This is a genomic window from Caulobacter sp. GW821-FHT12A07 (assembly GCF_058807655.1).
Map to the genome: position 1 here is coordinate 232175 of NZ_JBXAQX010000007.1, position 16376 is coordinate 248550.

Consider the following 16376-nt stretch of genomic DNA (forward strand, 5'->3'; position numbering starts at 1 on the left):
CACCATGCTGGCAGCAGATGGCATTGCCCTCGTCCCGCGGAACGCCCAAGCTCCCGGTTCGTTGTGAACAACTGTCCGCGCGAGCGGAGCGTCTTCGCCAGGAGCGTGCATGAGTCCCGACGACACCCTGGTTCTGTCCGCCGTCGCCGCGACCGCCGACACGCCCCTTGCCCGCTACCGCGCCGTGCGCGAGCGGACCGAGGCTCTGGCCGCGCCGCTGTCGCCCGAGGACCAGGCGGCGCAGTCGATGCCGGACGCCAGCCCGGCCAAGTGGCACCGGGGCCATACGACCTGGTTCTTCGAGACCTTCCTGCTGGCCCCGTTCCAGCCGGGCTACAGGCCGTACGACCCGGCCTTCGGCTACATCTTCAACTCCTACTACGAGGCCCTGGGACCGCGTCAGCCGAGACCGCAGCGCGGCCTGATCACCCGTCCGTCCTGCGCCGAGGTCGGGGCCTATCGCCGCCATGTCGACGCGGCCATGGTGCGACTGCTGTCGGGGCCGCTGTCTCTGGATGTGCTCGAGCGGCTGGAGCTGGGCCTGGCTCACGAGGAGCAGCACCAGGAGCTGCTGCTGATGGATATCCAGCACCTCTTCGCCCAGTCGCCGCTGCAGCCGGCCTATCGCGAGCGGCCCGATCCGCCGCGGCCGGCGGCCAAAAGCCTGGGCTTCGTCGGCTTCGAGGGCGGGCTGGCGACGATCGGCGCCGAGGAGGGCGGCTTCGCCTTCGACAACGAGCGGCCGCGCCACCGGGTGTTCATCGAGCCCTTCCGCCTGGCCGACCGGCTGTCGACCAACGGCGAGTGGCTGGGTTTCATGGAGGACGGCGGCTACGAGCGGCCGGAGTTCTGGCTGTCGGACGGCTGGGCCATGGTCCAGGTCCAGGGCTGGGAGGCGCCGCTCTATTGGCGCCGGGAAGAGGACGGCGACTGGACCGAGTTCGGTCTCTCCGGTCGTCGCCCGGTGGATCTGGCCGCGCCGGTGGCGCATGTCAGCTATTACGAGGCCGCTGCTTTCGCTCTGTGGTCAGGCGCGCGGCTGCCGACCGAGGCCGAGTGGGAACTGGCCGCGCGCTCTGACGAGCGGCTGGAGCAGATGTCGGGGGAGGCCTGGCAGTGGACGGCCAGCGCCTATGCGGCCTATCCGGGCTTCCGACCCGGCGCCGGGGCGCTGGGCGAGTACAATGGCAAGTTCATGGTCGGCCAGATGGTGCTGCGCGGCGGGGCCGCCGGCACGCCGCCGGGCCATGCGCGGGCCAGCTATCGCAATTTCTTCCATCCCGGCCAGCGCTGGATGTTCGCCGGCGTGCGCCTGGCGCGCGACGGGGCCGGCGGGCGTGAGCGGACGATGGACAAGAGCTTTCGAGACGACGTTCTGGCTGGCCTGGGCGCCAGCCCCAAGAGCCTGCCCAGCAAGTACTTCTACGACGCCGAGGGCTCGCGCCTGTTCGAGGCGATCACAGAGCTTCCCGAATACTATCCGACCCGCACCGAGACGGCGCTGCTGCGCGCCATCGCGCCGGAGATCGCCGCCCGCATTCCGCGGGGCGCGGCGATGATCGAGTTCGGCAGCGGGGCCAGCACCAAGACGCGGATCGTGCTGGACGCCGCGCCGCAGCTGGCGGTCTACGCGCCGATGGACATCAGCGCCTCGGCCCTGGACGCCGCCGCCGCCGCGATCCGCGCCGACTATCCGGACCTGGAGGTGGCACCGGCCCTGGGCGACTTCACCCATCCGCTGGGCCTGCCGGCGGCGGCGCGGGGACGGCCCACGGTCGGCTTCTTCCCGGGCTCGACGATCGGCAACTTTCCGACGGACGAGGCGGTCGAGTTCCTGAAGGCGGCGCGTGGCCTGCTGGGTCCGGGGGCGCTGTTCGTGGTCGGGGCCGACATCGCCAAGGGGCAGGACGTGCTGATCCCGGCCTATGACGACGCGGCCGGGGTGACGGCGGACTTCAACAAGAACCTGCTGGTCCGGATCAATCGCGAGCTGGGCGGGCGGTTCGACCTCGACGCCTTCGCGCACAAGGCGGTGTGGAACGCCGCCGAAAGCCGGATCGAGATGCATCTGGTCAGCCTGAAGGACCAGACGGTGGAGATCGCCGGACGGTCGATCGCCTTCGAGGCCGGCGAGACCATCCACACCGAGAATTCCTACAAGTACGATCCCGAGGCCTTCGCCGAGATGGCGGGCCGGGCCGGCTGGCGCGTCGAGGCGCGCTGGATCAGCGAGAACCCCGCCTTCGGCGTCTTCGCGCTGCGGTCCTGAGGATTGGCCGGAAAAACGGCCTCACTACGAAGAATAGCAAACTGCGGCCGGCTGCTGGAGAGCAGACAGCCCAAGAACCCGGATCGGTCAGCCGATCCGGGTTCTAAAATCCTGATACGTGCGCCGCTACGCTCTGCCGCGCCGCCCGTCCCCCCCTCGGCCGCGGCATTGCTAGAGGTCGCGAGCGCCGAGGCGGCCGCCGCCGCGCGACGAGGAACCGCCCTTGCGGCCGGCGTTAGCGGCCAGGTCGCGGTCCTTGGCGAAGCTGCGTTTCTCGCTGGGGACGCTGGCGCCGCCTTTGCGAGCTATCTCGCGGCGGCGTTCCGGATCCATGGCGGCGAAGCCTCGGCGGCCCCGGGGCCGTTCGCTGTCGAGGTCCATGTCTTGCTCCTAATCGGGACTGGTCACGGGAGGAAACAGGCCCGGTCCGGCGCCGTATGGCCGATCGTCTCCCGGCTGCACCGGAGGCGGCTGCTGCGGGACTTCGTCGGGCGTGGAGCCCGGCGGTTCGTCCGGCGTTTGCGGCTCCAGAGGCGGCGGGGAGTCGGGGTCGGTCATGGCGTCGTTCCGGTGTTCCGGTGAAGTAACCGGTGAAGCCGAGTTCGGTTTCACGTGTCAGGCGAGACAAATGCGGCGTTAAGGACGATTGTCGCGCGAAAAGGCAGGTTGAGAGTGATGAGCAAAGGCGCCTTGAAGGTGGAAAAGACCTCAGTGTTTACAAGGCATTGGAAGCTTCTGGCGAGCTTCCTGGCGGGGCTTTTGGGGTGGGGTTTGGCCCGCCAAATGAATCTGCCCGGAAGCACGCATATTTTGATCGGCTGGGACGTTGGGGCGCTGATCTACGCCGTTTTGCTGTGGCGCCTGTTCCTCACCGCCGACGAGGCGAAGGTTCGCGCCAAGGCCGCGGCCGAGGACGAGGGGCGCTCGATCATGCTGCTGATCGTGCTGTCGGCGATCGCCGCCAGCCTGGCGGCGGTGGTGGCGGCGATGATCGGCGCGCGCTCCGCGGCGGCGTCGGTCAAGGACCTGACGGCGGCCTGCGCGGGGGTGACCCTGCTCTTGTCATGGATCGTGCTGCACTCGGTGTTCGTGCTGCACTACGCCCACCGCCACTTCGGCGGCGGGCCGGGGAAGGGCGGGTTCGGCTTTCCCGGAGAGCCGGCCCGCACCTACAAGGACTTCGTCTATCTGGCCTTCAGCATCGGGGCGACCTTCCAGGTCTCCGACAACGACGTGCGCACCGGGAGCTTGCGCAACCTCGTCACCGCCCACGCGGTGACGGCCTATTTCTACAACACCGCGATCCTGGCGCTGGGGATCAACATCATCGCCGGGGTGGTCAGCGGCTAGAGCTCATCGACATCCCGGGGTTCTGGCCTCTTTAGCCGAGTGTCCCCGCGAAGGCGGGGATCCAAGCCGAGGTCGGAGATGACCCACGGCCACGCCACATCCTGAAAGCCAGCTTGGATCCCCGCCTTCGCGGGGAGGAACGGTTTTTTGGCGTGACGATCGGACGTATGTCGGACCGGCCCTAGCCGCGGGGCGGCGGGCCGCCGCGGCCGCGACCACGACCCTTGCCGCCGCGTTCGTCGCCTTCGCCGTCGAGGATCTTCTGCATCGCGGTCTTGGGAAGTTCGGCCAGGGTCAGGCGACCGTCGCCGTCCTTGTCGAGCAACTTGAAGCGCGAGATCGCCGCCTTGGTCGCCTCGTCGCGGGTGATGCGGCGGTTGAAGTCGGCGTCGGCGCCCATCACCGGCTGGGGTTCGGCCAGCAGGGCGAAGGGCGTGGCGCCCAGCAGCATGTTGCCAAGGCCGTTGGGACGCCGGCGCGGGCCGTCGCCGTCGGGACCGCCGCCTTCGCCGCCGCTCGGGGCTTCCATGGCCTGCTGCGGCATGGCCGAGGCCTGGACGATCTCGGGCGCGATGTTGCGCTCGTAGGCCGAGACCTCGAAGCCGTCGACGACGCCCGACTTGTCGACGTCGAGGCGGTCGAAGAAGCGCAGGGAGTCGGCGACGAACTCTTCGCGGGTCAGGGCGCCGTCGTGGTTGGCGTCAGCGCCGGCGAACCATGCCGCGACCGGATAGGGCTGGCCGGGATCCGCGCGGAACGGCTCGCCCGCCGGGCTGATGAACACCTGCTTGCCGCCCGGACCGCCGCCCGGACCGCCCGGACCGCCAGGACCGCGTCCGTCCTCGCCCGGAGGCGGGCCGAAGCCGGGGCGACCGCCTGGACCGCCATTGGGACCGCCGCCGGGGGGCGCGCTGGCGCAGGCGGCGAGCGACAAGGCGGCGAGGGCCAGAAGAGGCAAGGCGCGTGCGGTCATGGAAGAACTCCTTCCCACCGCTTGAAGCCGCGCCGCGTTGCGCTCTGATGTCGCCGCCGCAACAGTGCGGTTCAGAGCGTGGCGGCCGAAAGTGTCGGCGGTTTCGGCGTCCGCCACGCGCCAGATAGCGGCCTGAAGCCCTTGGCTTCAGGCGGGCAGGGTGACCTTGGCGCGCAGGCCGCCTTCGGGACGGTTCGACAGCGAGACGTCGCCGCCGTGGGCGCGGGCCAGCGAGCGCACGACGGCCAGGCCAAGGCCGATGCCGCCGGTCTCGCGGTTGCGCGAGGGCTCGCCGCGGAAGAAGGGCTCGAACACCCGCTCCAGCTCGGCGGCCGGCACGCCGGGACCGTCGTCGTCGATCTCAATCACGGCGCAGTCGTTCTCGCGATAGACCCGGCCGCGGGCCGCGCCGCCGTACTTCAGGGCGTTCTCGACCAGGTTGGTGACTAGGCGCTTGAGAGCGATCGGGTCGCCTTCGACGACGATCTTCTCGCCTTCCTCGGCCGTGGCGTTTCCACCGGTCTCGGCGGTCTCGTCCATGACGCTTTCCAGCAGCGAGGCCAGTTCGAGCTTGGTGCGCTCGGCTTCCCGGCTGGTGTCGCGGACGAAGGCCAGGGTGGCCGAGATCATCGCCTCCATCTGGTCGATGTCGACTTCGAGCTTGTTGCGCACGTCTTCCGGCGCGGCCTCGATACGGAAGCGCAGGCGGGTCAGCGGCGTGCGCAGGTCGTGGGCGATCGCGCCGATCATGGCGGTGCGGTCTTCGACGTAGCGGCGCAGGCGCTCCTGCATGTTGTTGAAGGCGCTGGAGGCGGCGTTGACCTCGGCCGAGCCGAACAGGCTGAGCGGTGGCGCGCGCGGGTCGCGGCCCAGGCGCTCGGCGGCGGCGGCGAAGGCGGTGATCGGGCCGGCCAGGCGACGGGCGAACAGCCAGGCCAGCGGCGAGACGGCCAGCACCGACAGGGCCAGGATCAGCAGGATGCGCTGCTGCCAGCTGTCGAAGCGGAAGGTGGGCTTGGGCTCGACTACCATCCAGCGGCCGTCGGCCTGGCGCACGCCCAACTCGAAGTCGCCGAACAGGAAAGGCTCGTCGCGCATGATCGCCGCCAGGCGTTCGACCGACGAAGACATTCGCGGGGACATGCCGGGCGGGGGACCACCCGGGCCGGGCATGCCGCCCACGCCGTCCGGCCCAGGGCCGGGGCCGGGACCAGGCCCGCCGGGACCGCCAGGGCCGCCGCCAGGACCGCCCTGGGGCGGCGGCGACTTCTGCCGCTGGGTGCGCACGAAGAAGCGCGGACCGTTGTCGGTGAGGATCGAGATGCGCTCGACCGGCAGGTTGAGCTCGCGGCCGATGGCGGCCTTGAACTCGGCCCGACGCGGGGAGTCGTCGTTGTCGAGCTTCATGCCCGAGCGATGACGGATGACCAGGGGGCGTCCGTCGCGCGGGTGCACGATCTGGCCGGTCTTCAGCGCCCGGGTGATCTCGCTGAGGCGATAGAACTCGGGCGGGGGCGGCGGAAGCGTGAAGATGACCCCGATGGCGATCAGCTGCGCCGCCACCAGGGTGACGATCACAAGTCCCAGGGCCTGGGCGAACAGGGGAGCGTCGCGTCGCCCCGGGACTGCGAACTTCATGGCGTGCGAGTGACCTTGGGCGTGAACATGTAGCCCTCGCTGCGGATCGTGCGGATCAGTTCGCCGCCGCCGCCGTCGTCCAGCTTGCGCCGCAGGCGGCTGATCTGGACGTCGATGGCGCGGTCGTAGGCGTCGCTGTCGCGGCCGCGGGCCAGGTCCAGCAGCTGGTCGCGGGTCAGGACCCGTTGCGGACGCTCGACGAAGGCGCGCAGCAGCGAGAACTCACCGCTGGACAGGTTCACGACCACCGACTGCGGCGAGCGCAGTTCGCGGCGGACGAGGTCGAGACGCCAGCCGGCGAATTCGCAGGCCGCGCCCATGGTGTCGTCGCTCGAGCGCGGCTCGGCGCGGCGACGCAGGACCGCGCGGACGCGGGCCAGCAGTTCGCGCGGGTTGCACGGCTTGGGCAGGTAGTCGTCGGCGCCGAGTTCGAGGCCGACGATGCGGTCGGTCTCTTCGCCCATGGCCGAGAGCATGATGATGGCGGGGCCGTCCTGCGCCGCGAGGCGGCGGCAGATGGCCAGGCCGTCTTCGCCCGGCAGCATGACGTCGAGCACGACGAGATCGACCGGACCCTTTGCGAGGGCCTGTTCCATCGTGCGGGCGTCCTGGGCGCTGTCGACGACATAGCCATGGCGGACGAGGAAGTCGGACACGACGTCGCGAATGCCCGGATCGTCATCGACGATCAGGATGCGGGCGCCGGCGCCCTTGGTGGTGTCCGCGACAGCGGCGGACTGTGCTGTGGTCGGGGAGGTGTCCATGACGGTCGTCCTTTCATGCCCCTGTCACCGTCAGATTTCACGCTTGCAACAGGCGCGCAACCTGATCGTGACTCCCTAGCGTCAAATCGCCACGGAGCATTTTCCATGAACCGACTCGCTACCGCCGTCTTCGGCTTGTCCCTGCTGGCTGCCGGGGCGGTCCATGCCCAGCCGGGCCAGGGCGGACCCGGGCGCGGACCGGACGCCGACGGCGACGGCGTCGTCACCGCCGCCGAGTTCGAGGCCTCCGCCCTGCAGCGCTTCGAGCGTCTGGACGCCAACAAGGACGGCGTCGTCGACGCGGCCGAGATCGAGGCGCTCAAGAAGCGCTTCGAGGAACGCGAAGGCGGCAATGGCGGTCCGGGCGGCGGTCCGCCCGGGGGCTTCGGCGGCCGGATGCTGGCCCAACTCGCCGCGCAGGACGCCGATCACGACGGCAAGATCACCAAGGACGAAGCCCTGGCCGCGGCCCGCGAGCAGTTCGCCAAGTCCGACGGGAACAAGGACGGCAAGCTGACCGGCGACGAGTTCCGCATGGGTCCGCCCGGCGGCCGGCCGCCGCAGTAGGCGCTGCTCAGCCCGGTGAGCGGTTCACCGGAGCCGCGTAGCCGGGCCCCTTCATGGCGGCGACCGCCCGGTCGCCGACGAAGGGATTGTTGCGGCGCTCGGCGCCGAAGCTCGACATCGGGCCATGGCCCGGCACGAAGCGCACGTCGTCGCCCAGCGGCCACAGCTTGCCGGTGATGGCGTCGATCAGGTCCTGGTGGTTGCCGCGCGGAAAGTCGGTGCGGCCGATCGAGCCCTGGAACAGCACGTCGCCGACCTGGGCGAACTTCGTCTCGCGGTGGAAGAAGATCACGTGGCCCGGCGTGTGGCCCGGGCAGTGCAGGACCTCGAACTGGGTCTCGCCCAGGGTGACGACGTCGCCGTCCTCGAGCCAGCGGTCGGGCACGAAGATGCGGGCCTCGGGCACGCCGTACATCTCGCCGCTCTCCTGGATGCGGTCGATCCAGAACTGGTCGTCCTTGTGCGGGCCTTCGATCGGGACGCCGGTCCTGGCCTTCAGCTCGGCCGCGCCGCCGGCGTGGTCCATGTGGCCGTGGGTGATCCAGATCTTCTCCAGCGTCAGGCCCTGGTCGGCCAGGGCGCGCAGCAGGCGGTCGACCTCGCCGCCCGGATCGATGACGGCGGCCTTCTTGGTCTTGGAGCACCAGACGATCGTGCAGTTCTGCTGCAGCGGCGTGACCGGGGCGATGACGGCGCTGATCGGCGACGGGTTGGTCACGGGGCGGGCTCCAAACGAAAACGGGCGGGACCCGAAGATCCCGCCCGTCTGAACTAGAGACTACTGTCGGCAGATCAAGACCGTTCCTCGGGCGAACCCGGGGCCGGAGCGCCCGGCATCGGCGGAACCGAGGTGCCCGGCGCCTCGGCGGCCAGTTCCGGCACGTCGATCAGGCCGCGGCCCAGGTGGCTCTTGCGGATGCCGTAGGCCAGGTAGATCACCAGGCCCAGCGCGCCCCAGATCGGCAGCACCAGCATCGCTTCCAGCGGCAGGTTGAAGTAGAGCGCCGCGCAGCCGACCATGGCCAGCGGGCCCACGACCCAGACCAGCGGCGTCTTGAACGGACGGTGGCGCTTGGGATCCTTCACCCGCAGCACCATCACCGCGATCGCCACCATGAAGAAGGCGAACAGGGTGCCGGAGTTGGAGATGTCGGCCAGCTGGCCGACCGGGAAGAAGGCGGCCGCGATCGCGACGAACACGCCGGTGACCATGGTCACGATGTGCGGCGTCTTGAACTTCGGGTGGATGGCCGCGAGCTTCTCGGGCAGCAGGCCGTCGCGGGCCATGACGAAGAAGATGCGGGTCTGGCCGTAGATCATCATCAGAATGACCGAGGGCAGGGCCAGGTTGGCGGCCAGGCCCAGCAGGTTGCCGACCACGGGCCAGTTGATCTCGCGCAGCACGTGGGCGAGGGCTTCGTTCGAGCAGACCAGGCTGTCCTTGTTGGCGGCCAGCGAGCAGGCGGCCTGGAAGGCGGCCGAGCCGGGCTGGATGGCCGAACCGTCGGCGCCGAGCACCGGCTGGGCGCCGATGGCGCCGATCGCGCCGGAGGCCACCAGCAGGTAGAAGACGGTGCAGAGCGCCAGGCTGCCGATCAGGCCGATCGGGACGTTGCGCTGCGGGTTCTTGGTCTCTTCGGCGGCCGTCGAAACGGCGTCGAAGCCCACATAGGCGAAGAAGATCGAGGCGGCGGCGCCGACGATGCCCATGCCGCTGGTGCCCTCGGGGCCGAACCAGCCGTTGGGGGCGAAGGGCGAGAAGTTGCCGCTCTTGATGGCCGGGATGGTCAGCACGATGAAGGCGGTCAGGGCGGTGACCTTGATGGCCACGAGCACGGCGTTGACGCGGGCGCTTTCGGTGGTGCCGATGACCAGCAGGGCGGTCACGGCCAGGGCCACGACGATGGCCGGGATGTTGACGATGCCGGCGCTGAAGTCGGCGACGGGAATGAAGCCGTGCATCGACCAGGCCGGACCTGCTCTAAGCAGGGCTGGCCACTGGAAGCCCAGGGCGTTCTCGATAAGGCCGAGGAAGTAGCCCGACCAGCCGGCCGACACGGCGCTGGCGGCGACGGCGTATTCCAGGATCAGCGCCCAGCCGACCATCCAGGCCAGCGGCTCGCCCATCACGGCGTAGGAGTAGGTGTAGGCCGAGCCCGAGACGGGGACCATCGAGGCCAGTTCGGAGTAGCAGAGCGCGGCGATGGCGCAGACGGCGCCGGCGATCACGAAGCTCCAGATCATCCCGGGGCCCGCCTTCTGGGCGGCCGCAGCGGTCAGAACGAAGATTCCGGTGCCGATGATCGCGCCTACCCCCAGCAGCGTCAGCTGGATCGGTCCGAGCGAGCGATGAAGGGATTTTTTCTCAGCCGTCGCTAGGATCGCATCAAGCGATTTTACGCGCCACATAGTTCCTCCTGGATAGGCAAGACTCCCCCCCGGGGGTCGCCTTTAGAAAATTTTGCGGACGGTGACCCGTTTATGAGCATGGGGTCAAGGCCGCGCCGCCGAAGCGCGTAAATGTTCTCCCGTGGGCAGGCTAGTCCAGTCCTGCTTGGCGTTGATCCCCAGCCCAGCTAAAGCCGGCGCGATGCTGCCCATTTTTCAGGCCATTCCCGCGCTCAAAGGCGCCTTGAGCGACCGCGAGACCGCCGTTCTCGTCGCCCCGCCAGGCGCGGGCAAAACCACGGCCGTTCCCTTGGCGCTGCTTGGGGAATCCTGGGTCGGCGACGGCAAGATCGTCATGCTGGAGCCGCGCCGCCTGGCGGCTCGCGCCGCCGCCGCGCGCATGGCCCAGACCCTGGGCGAGGCCGTCGGCGAGACGGTGGGCTTCCGCGTGCGCCTGCAGTCGAAGGTGTCGGCCAAAACGCGCGTCGAGGTGGTCACCGAGGGCGTCTTCACGCGGATGATTCTCGACGATCCGGGCCTGGACGGCGTGGCCTGCGTGATCTTCGACGAGTTCCACGAGCGCAGCCTGGACGCCGACCTGGGCCTGGCCCTGGCGCGCGACTCTCAAGGCCTGCTGCGCGACGACCTGAAGATCCTGGTGATGTCGGCCACCCTGGACGGCGCCCGCGTCTCGGCCCTGCTGGGCGATGCGCCGGTGATCGAGAGCCGGGGGCGGATGTTCCCTGTCGAGACCCGCTATCTGGGCCGCGACGATCGCTTGCGGCTTGAGGAGCGGGTCGGCCGCGCGGTCGAGCGGGCCCTGGCCGAGGAGACCGGCAGCGTCCTCGTTTTCCTGCCGGGCCAGGGCGAGATTCGCCGGGCCGAGAGCTGGCTGGCCGAGCGCCTGCGTCGGCCCGACGTCGATCTGGCGCCGCTCTATGGGGCGCTGGACCCTGCCGAGCAGGACCGCGCCGTGCAGCCGGCCCCGGTCGGCCGCCGCAAGGTGGTGCTGGCCACCTCGATCGCCGAGACCAGCCTGACCATCGAGGGCGTGCGGGTGGTGATCGACGCAGGGCTCTCGCGGGTGCCGCGCTTCGACCCGTCCAGCGGCCTGACCCGGCTGGAGACCGTGCGCGTCGCCCGCGCCGCCGCCGACCAGCGCCGGGGCCGGGCCGGCCGCACCGAGCCGGGCGTCTGCTACCGCCTGTGGGATGAGCCGGAGACCCGCGCCCTGACGCCCTTCGCCCGGCCCGAAATCCTGGAGGCCGATCTGTCGCGCCTGGCGCTGGACCTGGCGCGCTGGGGCGCCAAGGACGCCGAGGGCCTGGCCTTCCTCGATCCGCCGCCGCGCGCGGCCTTCAGCGAGGCGCGCTCGCTGCTGACCCGGCTGCAGGCGTTGGACGCGGCCGGCGGGCTGACGCCCCACGGCAAGGCGCTGTCGAACATGCCGCTGGCCCCGCGTCTGGCCCACATGGTCGCCCGCGCCGCCGCTTCCGGACAAGCGCACCGCGCCGCCGAGATCGCCGCCGTGCTGAGCGAGCAGGGGCTGGGCGGACGCAGCGTGGACCTGCGCCAGCGGCTGGAGGGCTTTGGCCGCGATCGCACGCCTCGGGCCAGAGACGCCCGGGCCCTGGCCGAGCGCTGGTCGCGGCAGGCGGGCAGGCCCAGCGGGGCCGATCCGCTGGACGATGCTTTGCTGCTGGCCGAGGCCTATCCTGAGCGGGTGGCCCGCGCGCGCGGCAAGCCCGGCGAATACCAGCTGGCCAGCGGCCGCGGCGTCTATCTGGAGCCGACCGACGCCCTGGCCCGCGAGACCTGGCTGGCGGTGGGCGAACTGGGCGGCGGCGACGCCCGCGACCGCATCCTGCTGGCCGCACCGCTGGACGAGGAAGCCCTGCGCGCCGCCTTCGCCGACCGCCTGGTCGCCGAGGACCGGCTGGAAACCAGCGGCGGCGGCAAGCTGCGCGCCAAGCGCCTGCTGCGCCTGGGCAAGCTGGTGGTCGATGAGAAGATCATCGACAGGCCCGACCCGGCCCTGATCGCCGGCGCCCTGGCCGACCAGGTGCGGGCCGACGGCCTGGCGGCCCTGAAGCTGGGCGAGCGGGGCAGGGGGCTGCTCGACCGCGTGGCCTTCCTGAGGGCTAACGATGGAGACGCCTGGCCGGACCTGTCGGAAGCGGCCCTGGTCGCGCGGCTGGACGAATGGCTGGAGCCGCTGCTGGCCGGCCGCTCGTCATTGGCCAGCCTCGACGAGGGCACGCTGGAAGCGGCGATCAAGACGCTGATCCCGTGGGACATGCAGGGCAAGATCGAGGCCCAGGCCCCGGCGCGCTTCACCGCCCCGACCGGCTCCAGCTTCGCCATCGACTACGGCGCCGAGGGCGGCCCGCGCGTCGAGGTGCGGGTGCAGGAACTGTACGGCGTCGCCGAGCATCCGGCCGTCGCCCACGGCAAGGTCCCCCTGACCCTGGCCCTGCTGTCGCCCGCCCACCGCCCGATCCAGATCACCAAGGACCTGCCGGGTTTCTGGAAGGGCTCCTGGCGCGAAGTGAAGGTCGAGATGAAGGGGCGGTATCCACGGCATGTGTGGCCGGACGATCCCGCCAGCGCCGCGCCGACGACGCGGGCGAAGCCGCGGGGGACGTGAGGGGGCTGACGGCGCTGGCCTAGGTTAACGCCTACGCTATTGCGCTTGATCGGTGGTCAGCGTCGTTTTCACGCCTGCGTCCGAAGCGCCGTCCATACGGGCGCGGCGATCAGCCTCCTTTTGCTTGTCCTTCTTGGCTTGATCATGATGCCACTTGATCGAGAAGAACATCCCGACGCCCAGCACGATGATCTTGAGTGGGAAGAAAACGATAGGAAACAGGTTTTCCCAGTCCACGACTTCACTCCACCAAGATTTTCGAAAAATGCTGCGCGTCGCTTTTCTGAAGCGTGGGGTGTCTACCAACTTTGTTCGTTCAGGTGTCGTGGACAAAGTGTCCAATCGCGATAGCCAGCTTGGTGTCGGCTCCCTCCTCGGAGCGAGCGCGGGCTCGACACCACCTTGGGGCGCGCTTATGGCTAAGCTTTCGTGTTCGTGGAGCGTTGGGGGAATTGGATGCGTAGGTTTCTGATGTCGCTGAGCGTCGTGGCGGCGCTGGCCGGAGCTGTGTCTTCGGCCCAGGCCGGCGAGCACAGCGAGGCGATGGGTAAATGCCTGGTCGACTCGACGTCGCCGAAGGATCGCGAGGCGCTGGTCGTGTGGATCTTCGCGGCGATGAGCACGCACCCCTCGGTGGCGGCCTACGCCAATATTACGCCGGAACAGCGGACGGCGATGTCCCAGCGGACCGCGACCATGATGCAGCGGCTGATGCTCGTCGACTGCCGCAAGGAAACCACCCAGGCGCTGCGCGAGGACGGCGCCGACGCGATCGGGCAAGCCTTCGAGGTTCTGGGCGGGACGGCGATGGAAGGGCTGATGAACGACCCCAAGGTCGCTGCGAGCCTGGCGGAGCTGCAGGGCTTCATGGATGAGAAGGCGTTCGAGGGGCTGATCAACGAGGCGGCCAAGCCCGCCGCCAAGTAGTGGTGGCGCGGCCGGCGCGAGCAGGAGAATTCCGCTCCGAACCTTGCCTTCAACGACCCCTGCGGTGCATGAGGAACCCCTGACACGGCGAGGCCTGCTTCGCCGCCCGCGCTAACCGGCCTTCCGGCGACGGAGGGAGGATAAGAGACATGACCGAAGCTGCTTCGAAAGTGATCAAGGGTCGCACCGGCGACTGGGAAATCGTGCTGGGCCTCGAGGTCCACGCCCAGGTGGCCAGCAAGTCCAAGCTGTTCTCGGGCGCGGCCGTCGGCTTCGGCGCCGGTCCCAACGAGCAGGTCAGCCTCGTCGACGCGGCCATGCCGGGCATGCTGCCGGTGCTGAACGGCTTCTGCGTCGAGCAGGCGGTGAAGACGGGCCTGGGCCTGAAGGCGCAGATCAACCTGAAGAGCCGCTTCGACCGCAAGAACTACTTCTATCCCGACCTGCCGCAAGGCTATCAGATCAGCCAGTTCGACCAGCCGATCGTCGGCGAGGGCGTGGTCGTGGTCGAGCGTGACGACGGCACGACTTTCGACGTGCGCATCGAGCGCCTGCACCTGGAGCAGGACGCGGGCAAGTCGCTGCACGACCAGGACCCGAACGCCACCTATGTGGACCTGAACCGCGCGGGCACGGCGCTGATGGAGATCGTCTCCAAGCCCGACATGCGCACCTCGGAAGAGGCGGCCGCCTACGTCAAGAAGCTGCGCACGATCCTGGTCTATCTGGGCACCTGCGACGGCGACATGGAGAAGGGCAACCTGCGCGCCGACGTCAACGTCTCGGTCTGCCGTCCCGGCGACTACGAGAAGTTCCGCGAGACCGGCAGCTTCAAGCACCTGGGCACGCGCTGCGAGATCAAGAACGTCAACTCCTACCGCTACATCCAGCAGGCCATCGAATACGAGGCTCGTCGCCAGATCGAGATCCTGGAAGACGGCGGCGTGATCGACCAGGAAACCCGCCTGTTCGACCCGACCAAGGGCGAGACCCGCTCGATGCGTTCGAAGGAAGAAGCGCACGACTATCGCTACTTCCCCGATCCGGACCTGCTGCCGCTGGTGCTGGACCCGGCCTGGGTGAAGTCGATCGAAGAGACCCTGCCGGAACTGCCGGACGCCAAGAAGGCGCGCCTGCAGAGCCAGTACGGCCTGTCGGCCTATGACGCCGGCGTGCTGATCATCGAGAGCGACCGCGCCGACTACTTCGAAGCCGCCGCGAAAGGCCGCGACGCCAAGCTGGTGTCGAACTGGGTGACCAACGAACTGCTGTCGAAGCTGTCGTCGGGCGGCCATGAGATCGCCAATTCGCCGCTGCCGTCGTCGGACATCGCCCAGCTGGTCGAGCTGATCGAGAACGGCACGATCTCGTCGAAGATCGCCAAGGAGGTCTTCGAGCACATGTGGGCCGGCGAGGGCCGTCCCGCCGAGATCGTCGAGAAGCGCGGCCTGGTTCAGATCAACGACACCGGCGCCATCGAGGCGGCGATCGACGAGCTGATCGGCGCCAACCCAGACAAGGCCGCGGCGGTGAAGGAAAAGCCCCAGGCCATCGGCTGGTTCGTCGGCCAGGTGATGAAGGTCACCGGCGGCAAGGCCAATCCGGGCACGGTCAACGACCTGCTGAAGGCCAAGCTGGGTCTCTGACCCTCAAGCCTTGCGGACAAAATGAAAGGGCCCGTCGCGAGAGCGGCGGGCCCTTCTCTTTGGGGGACTCGAACAGACGCGCCCTATTGAGGCGTGGACGGGTCCTGCGGCGTCGCGGACGAGGAGGCGGCCGCGTCGTCGGCCGGCTTCTTGTGCTTCTTGGCCTTCTTGGCGGGCTTGGCCGCGTCCTCGGCCGCCGGGGCGGTGGTGGTCGAGGTGTCGCCCGGCGCGGTGGCCGAGGTGGGCGAAGCCGCGCCCGTGGCGCTGTCGGCCTGCGGCGTCGTGCTGTCGGTGGAGGGGGCGGTGGTCGAGGCCGACGGATCGGTGGTCGTCGTGGTCGATGAGCCCCAGCTGCCGGCGCCGGTCGAGGGCGGGGTCTGGGACGACGGATCGGCGGGGGTCTGCTGGGCGAGGGCCGATCCGGCGTAACCGGCGGCGGCGAGGGCGAGGACGGCGGCGGTAATGCGCAAGCTCTTCATCGGTAAGCGCCTTCGTGGCTGCGGCGTCGGACTGTGACGCGGAGCGAACGCTGGGGGCGGCTTGCGGCCGAAATGACCCCGCAATCGGGCTTTGCGGCCGCATGCATGACGCGCGCGCGGCGAGCATGGCGCAAAAACGGCGCCCCAGGTGGAGTTCCCAGGGCGCCGCAAGAGATCTCAGATACCGGCGATCTAGTTGTTGATGATCTCGAAGATCAGGCCGGTGGCGATGGCCGCCAGCACGTAGTCGTTGCCGGTGCGGTACCAGTAGTAGCCGCGCGGCGGGTGACGCAGGTGATAGCGGCCGTAGTCGTGAACCACATAGCCGCCGCCGCGATAGTAGGGCGGCAGGTAGCCGCCGCGGCGCCAGGCGCTGTAGCCGGGGCGATAGTCCTGACGGCCGTAGTAGTGGGCCGGCGGGGCGCCGTAGTACCAGCGGTTCTGGTAGTAGTAGCCGTTGTAGCGACGGTCATCCCAGCCGCGGTTGTCGCGACGGTCGTCACGTCGATCCCAGCGGCTGTCGCGGCGGTCGTCGCGCCTATCGTCGCGGCGATCCCAGCGGCCATCCCGACGATCGTCCCGACGGTCATCGCGGCGGTCGCCGCGGTCGTCATGACGGTCCCAGCCGCCGCGGCCCTGCGCCGAGGCGTCGGTGGCCATGGCGGCCATCGGGCCGGCGACCGAGGCCACGGCGGCGATGGTGAGCAACAGACGTTTCATGTGGACGT

15 protein-coding genes are annotated in these 16376 nt (G+C 69.6%); 6 read left to right on the plus strand and 9 right to left on the minus strand.

Annotated elements, in window-relative coordinates:
• The first annotated feature begins 109 nt into the window (after window positions 1-109).
• Window positions 110-2269 (plus strand): ergothioneine biosynthesis protein EgtB, encoded by a 2160-nt coding sequence (gene egtB, locus AC1RRS_RS16370; protein WP_492856042.1) that lies wholly within the window; start codon window positions 110-112, stop codon window positions 2267-2269.
• Window positions 2270-2440: 171 nt separating this feature from the next.
• Here egtB and AC1RRS_RS16375 read toward each other — a convergent pair whose 3' ends face one another.
• Complete coding sequence (locus AC1RRS_RS16375) at window positions 2441-2650, minus strand: KGG domain-containing protein (protein ID WP_058350544.1); 210 nt, start codon at window positions 2648-2650, stop codon at window positions 2441-2443.
• Window positions 2651-3079: 429 nt separating this feature from the next.
• On the opposite strand from AC1RRS_RS16375, the gene AC1RRS_RS16380 reads away from it, so the two are divergent.
• Window positions 3080-3619 (plus strand): DUF1345 domain-containing protein, encoded by a 540-nt coding sequence (locus AC1RRS_RS16380; RefSeq protein ID WP_487288245.1) that lies wholly within the window; start codon window positions 3080-3082, stop codon window positions 3617-3619.
• Between the two features lie 181 nt (window positions 3620-3800).
• On the opposite strand, the gene AC1RRS_RS16385 is transcribed toward AC1RRS_RS16380, so the two are convergent.
• The 3 genes from AC1RRS_RS16385 to AC1RRS_RS16395 form a co-directional block, all read right to left on the minus strand.
• A complete protein-coding gene (locus AC1RRS_RS16385; protein ID WP_492856043.1) occupies window positions 3801-4592 on the minus strand; it encodes an EF-hand domain-containing protein in 792 nt (263 codons plus the stop codon).
• A gap of 147 nt (window positions 4593-4739) precedes the next feature.
• On the minus strand, window positions 4740-6230 hold the full coding sequence (locus tag AC1RRS_RS16390; RefSeq protein ID WP_487288242.1) for an ATP-binding protein: 1491 nt from the start codon (window positions 6228-6230) through the stop codon (window positions 4740-4742).
• On the minus strand, window positions 6227-6994 hold the full coding sequence (locus AC1RRS_RS16395; RefSeq protein ID WP_110121993.1) for a response regulator: 768 nt from the start codon (window positions 6992-6994) through the stop codon (window positions 6227-6229). Before AC1RRS_RS16395 ends, AC1RRS_RS16390 begins: the two co-directional genes overlap by 4 nt.
• Window positions 6995-7099: 105 nt before the next feature.
• On the opposite strand from AC1RRS_RS16395, the gene AC1RRS_RS16400 reads away from it, so the two are divergent.
• Window positions 7100-7561 (plus strand): EF-hand domain-containing protein, encoded by a 462-nt coding sequence (locus AC1RRS_RS16400; protein WP_492856044.1) that lies wholly within the window; start codon window positions 7100-7102, stop codon window positions 7559-7561.
• A 7-nt stretch (window positions 7562-7568) separates the two neighbouring features.
• On the opposite strand, the gene AC1RRS_RS16405 is transcribed toward AC1RRS_RS16400, so the two are convergent.
• Together AC1RRS_RS16405 and AC1RRS_RS16410 are read right to left on the minus strand one after the other, a co-directional pair.
• Window positions 7569-8279 carry an MBL fold metallo-hydrolase gene (locus AC1RRS_RS16405; protein WP_487288240.1) on the minus strand — a complete coding sequence of 237 codons (711 nt, stop codon included), beginning with the start codon at window positions 8277-8279 and terminating at the stop codon, window positions 7569-7571.
• Between the two features lie 74 nt (window positions 8280-8353).
• The gene (locus AC1RRS_RS16410) at window positions 8354-9970 is read right to left on the minus strand and encodes an amino acid permease (RefSeq protein ID WP_487288239.1); all 1617 of its coding nucleotides are present in this window, start codon (window positions 9968-9970) and stop codon (window positions 8354-8356) included.
• A gap of 181 nt (window positions 9971-10151) precedes the next feature.
• Between AC1RRS_RS16410 and hrpB the strand changes: the two genes are divergently transcribed.
• Window positions 10152-12596: an ATP-dependent helicase HrpB gene (gene hrpB, locus AC1RRS_RS16415; RefSeq protein ID WP_492856045.1), complete on the plus strand. Its 2445-nt coding sequence runs from the start codon at window positions 10152-10154 to the stop codon at window positions 12594-12596.
• Between the two features lie 36 nt (window positions 12597-12632).
• Here hrpB and AC1RRS_RS16420 read toward each other — a convergent pair whose 3' ends face one another.
• Complete coding sequence (locus tag AC1RRS_RS16420; protein WP_492856046.1) at window positions 12633-12833, minus strand: hypothetical protein; 201 nt, start codon at window positions 12831-12833, stop codon at window positions 12633-12635.
• Window positions 12834-13052: 219 nt separating this feature from the next.
• Between AC1RRS_RS16420 and AC1RRS_RS16425 the strand changes: the two genes are divergently transcribed.
• Window positions 13053-13523, plus strand: coding sequence for a hypothetical protein (locus tag AC1RRS_RS16425; RefSeq protein WP_492856047.1), 471 nt, complete (start codon window positions 13053-13055; stop codon window positions 13521-13523).
• A 149-nt stretch (window positions 13524-13672) separates the two neighbouring features.
• The gene (gene gatB, locus AC1RRS_RS16430; protein ID WP_492856048.1) at window positions 13673-15169 is read left to right on the plus strand and encodes an Asp-tRNA(Asn)/Glu-tRNA(Gln) amidotransferase subunit GatB; all 1497 of its coding nucleotides are present in this window, start codon (window positions 13673-13675) and stop codon (window positions 15167-15169) included.
• 83 nt (window positions 15170-15252) lie between these two features.
• Here gatB and AC1RRS_RS16435 read toward each other — a convergent pair whose 3' ends face one another.
• Window positions 15253-15648 (minus strand): proteophosphoglycan 5, encoded by a 396-nt coding sequence (locus AC1RRS_RS16435; RefSeq protein WP_492856049.1) that lies wholly within the window; start codon window positions 15646-15648, stop codon window positions 15253-15255.
• Between the two features lie 192 nt (window positions 15649-15840).
• Complete coding sequence (locus AC1RRS_RS16440) at window positions 15841-16368, minus strand: RcnB family protein (protein WP_487288233.1); 528 nt, start codon at window positions 16366-16368, stop codon at window positions 15841-15843.
• Window positions 16369-16376: the final 8 nt, after the last annotated feature.

Bases quoted from the DNA above. Each gene is read 5' to 3' on its own strand.
- egtB (WP_492856042.1), top strand. From the start codon at position 110: ATGAGTCCCGACGACACCCTGGTTCTGTCCGCCGTCGCCGCGACCGCC.
- AC1RRS_RS16375 (WP_058350544.1), bottom strand. From the start codon at position 2,650: ATGGACCTCGACAGCGAACGGCCCCGGGGCCGCCGAGGCTTCGCCGCC.
- AC1RRS_RS16385 (WP_492856043.1), bottom strand. From the start codon at position 4,592: ATGACCGCACGCGCCTTGCCTCTTCTGGCCCTCGCCGCCTTGTCGCTC.
- AC1RRS_RS16390 (WP_487288242.1), bottom strand. From the start codon at position 6,230: ATGAAGTTCGCAGTCCCGGGGCGACGCGACGCTCCCCTGTTCGCCCAG.
- AC1RRS_RS16395 (WP_110121993.1), bottom strand. From the start codon at position 6,994: ATGGACACCTCCCCGACCACAGCACAGTCCGCCGCTGTCGCGGACACC.
- AC1RRS_RS16400 (WP_492856044.1), top strand. From the start codon at position 7,100: ATGAACCGACTCGCTACCGCCGTCTTCGGCTTGTCCCTGCTGGCTGCC.
- AC1RRS_RS16410 (WP_487288239.1), bottom strand. From the start codon at position 9,970: ATGTGGCGCGTAAAATCGCTTGATGCGATCCTAGCGACGGCTGAGAAA.
- hrpB (WP_492856045.1), top strand. From the start codon at position 10,152: ATGCTGCCCATTTTTCAGGCCATTCCCGCGCTCAAAGGCGCCTTGAGC.
- AC1RRS_RS16425 (WP_492856047.1), top strand. From the start codon at position 13,053: ATGCGTAGGTTTCTGATGTCGCTGAGCGTCGTGGCGGCGCTGGCCGGA.
- gatB (WP_492856048.1), top strand. From the start codon at position 13,673: ATGACCGAAGCTGCTTCGAAAGTGATCAAGGGTCGCACCGGCGACTGG.
- AC1RRS_RS16435 (WP_492856049.1), bottom strand. From the start codon at position 15,648: ATGAAGAGCTTGCGCATTACCGCCGCCGTCCTCGCCCTCGCCGCCGCC.
- AC1RRS_RS16440 (WP_487288233.1), bottom strand. From the start codon at position 16,368: ATGAAACGTCTGTTGCTCACCATCGCCGCCGTGGCCTCGGTCGCCGGC.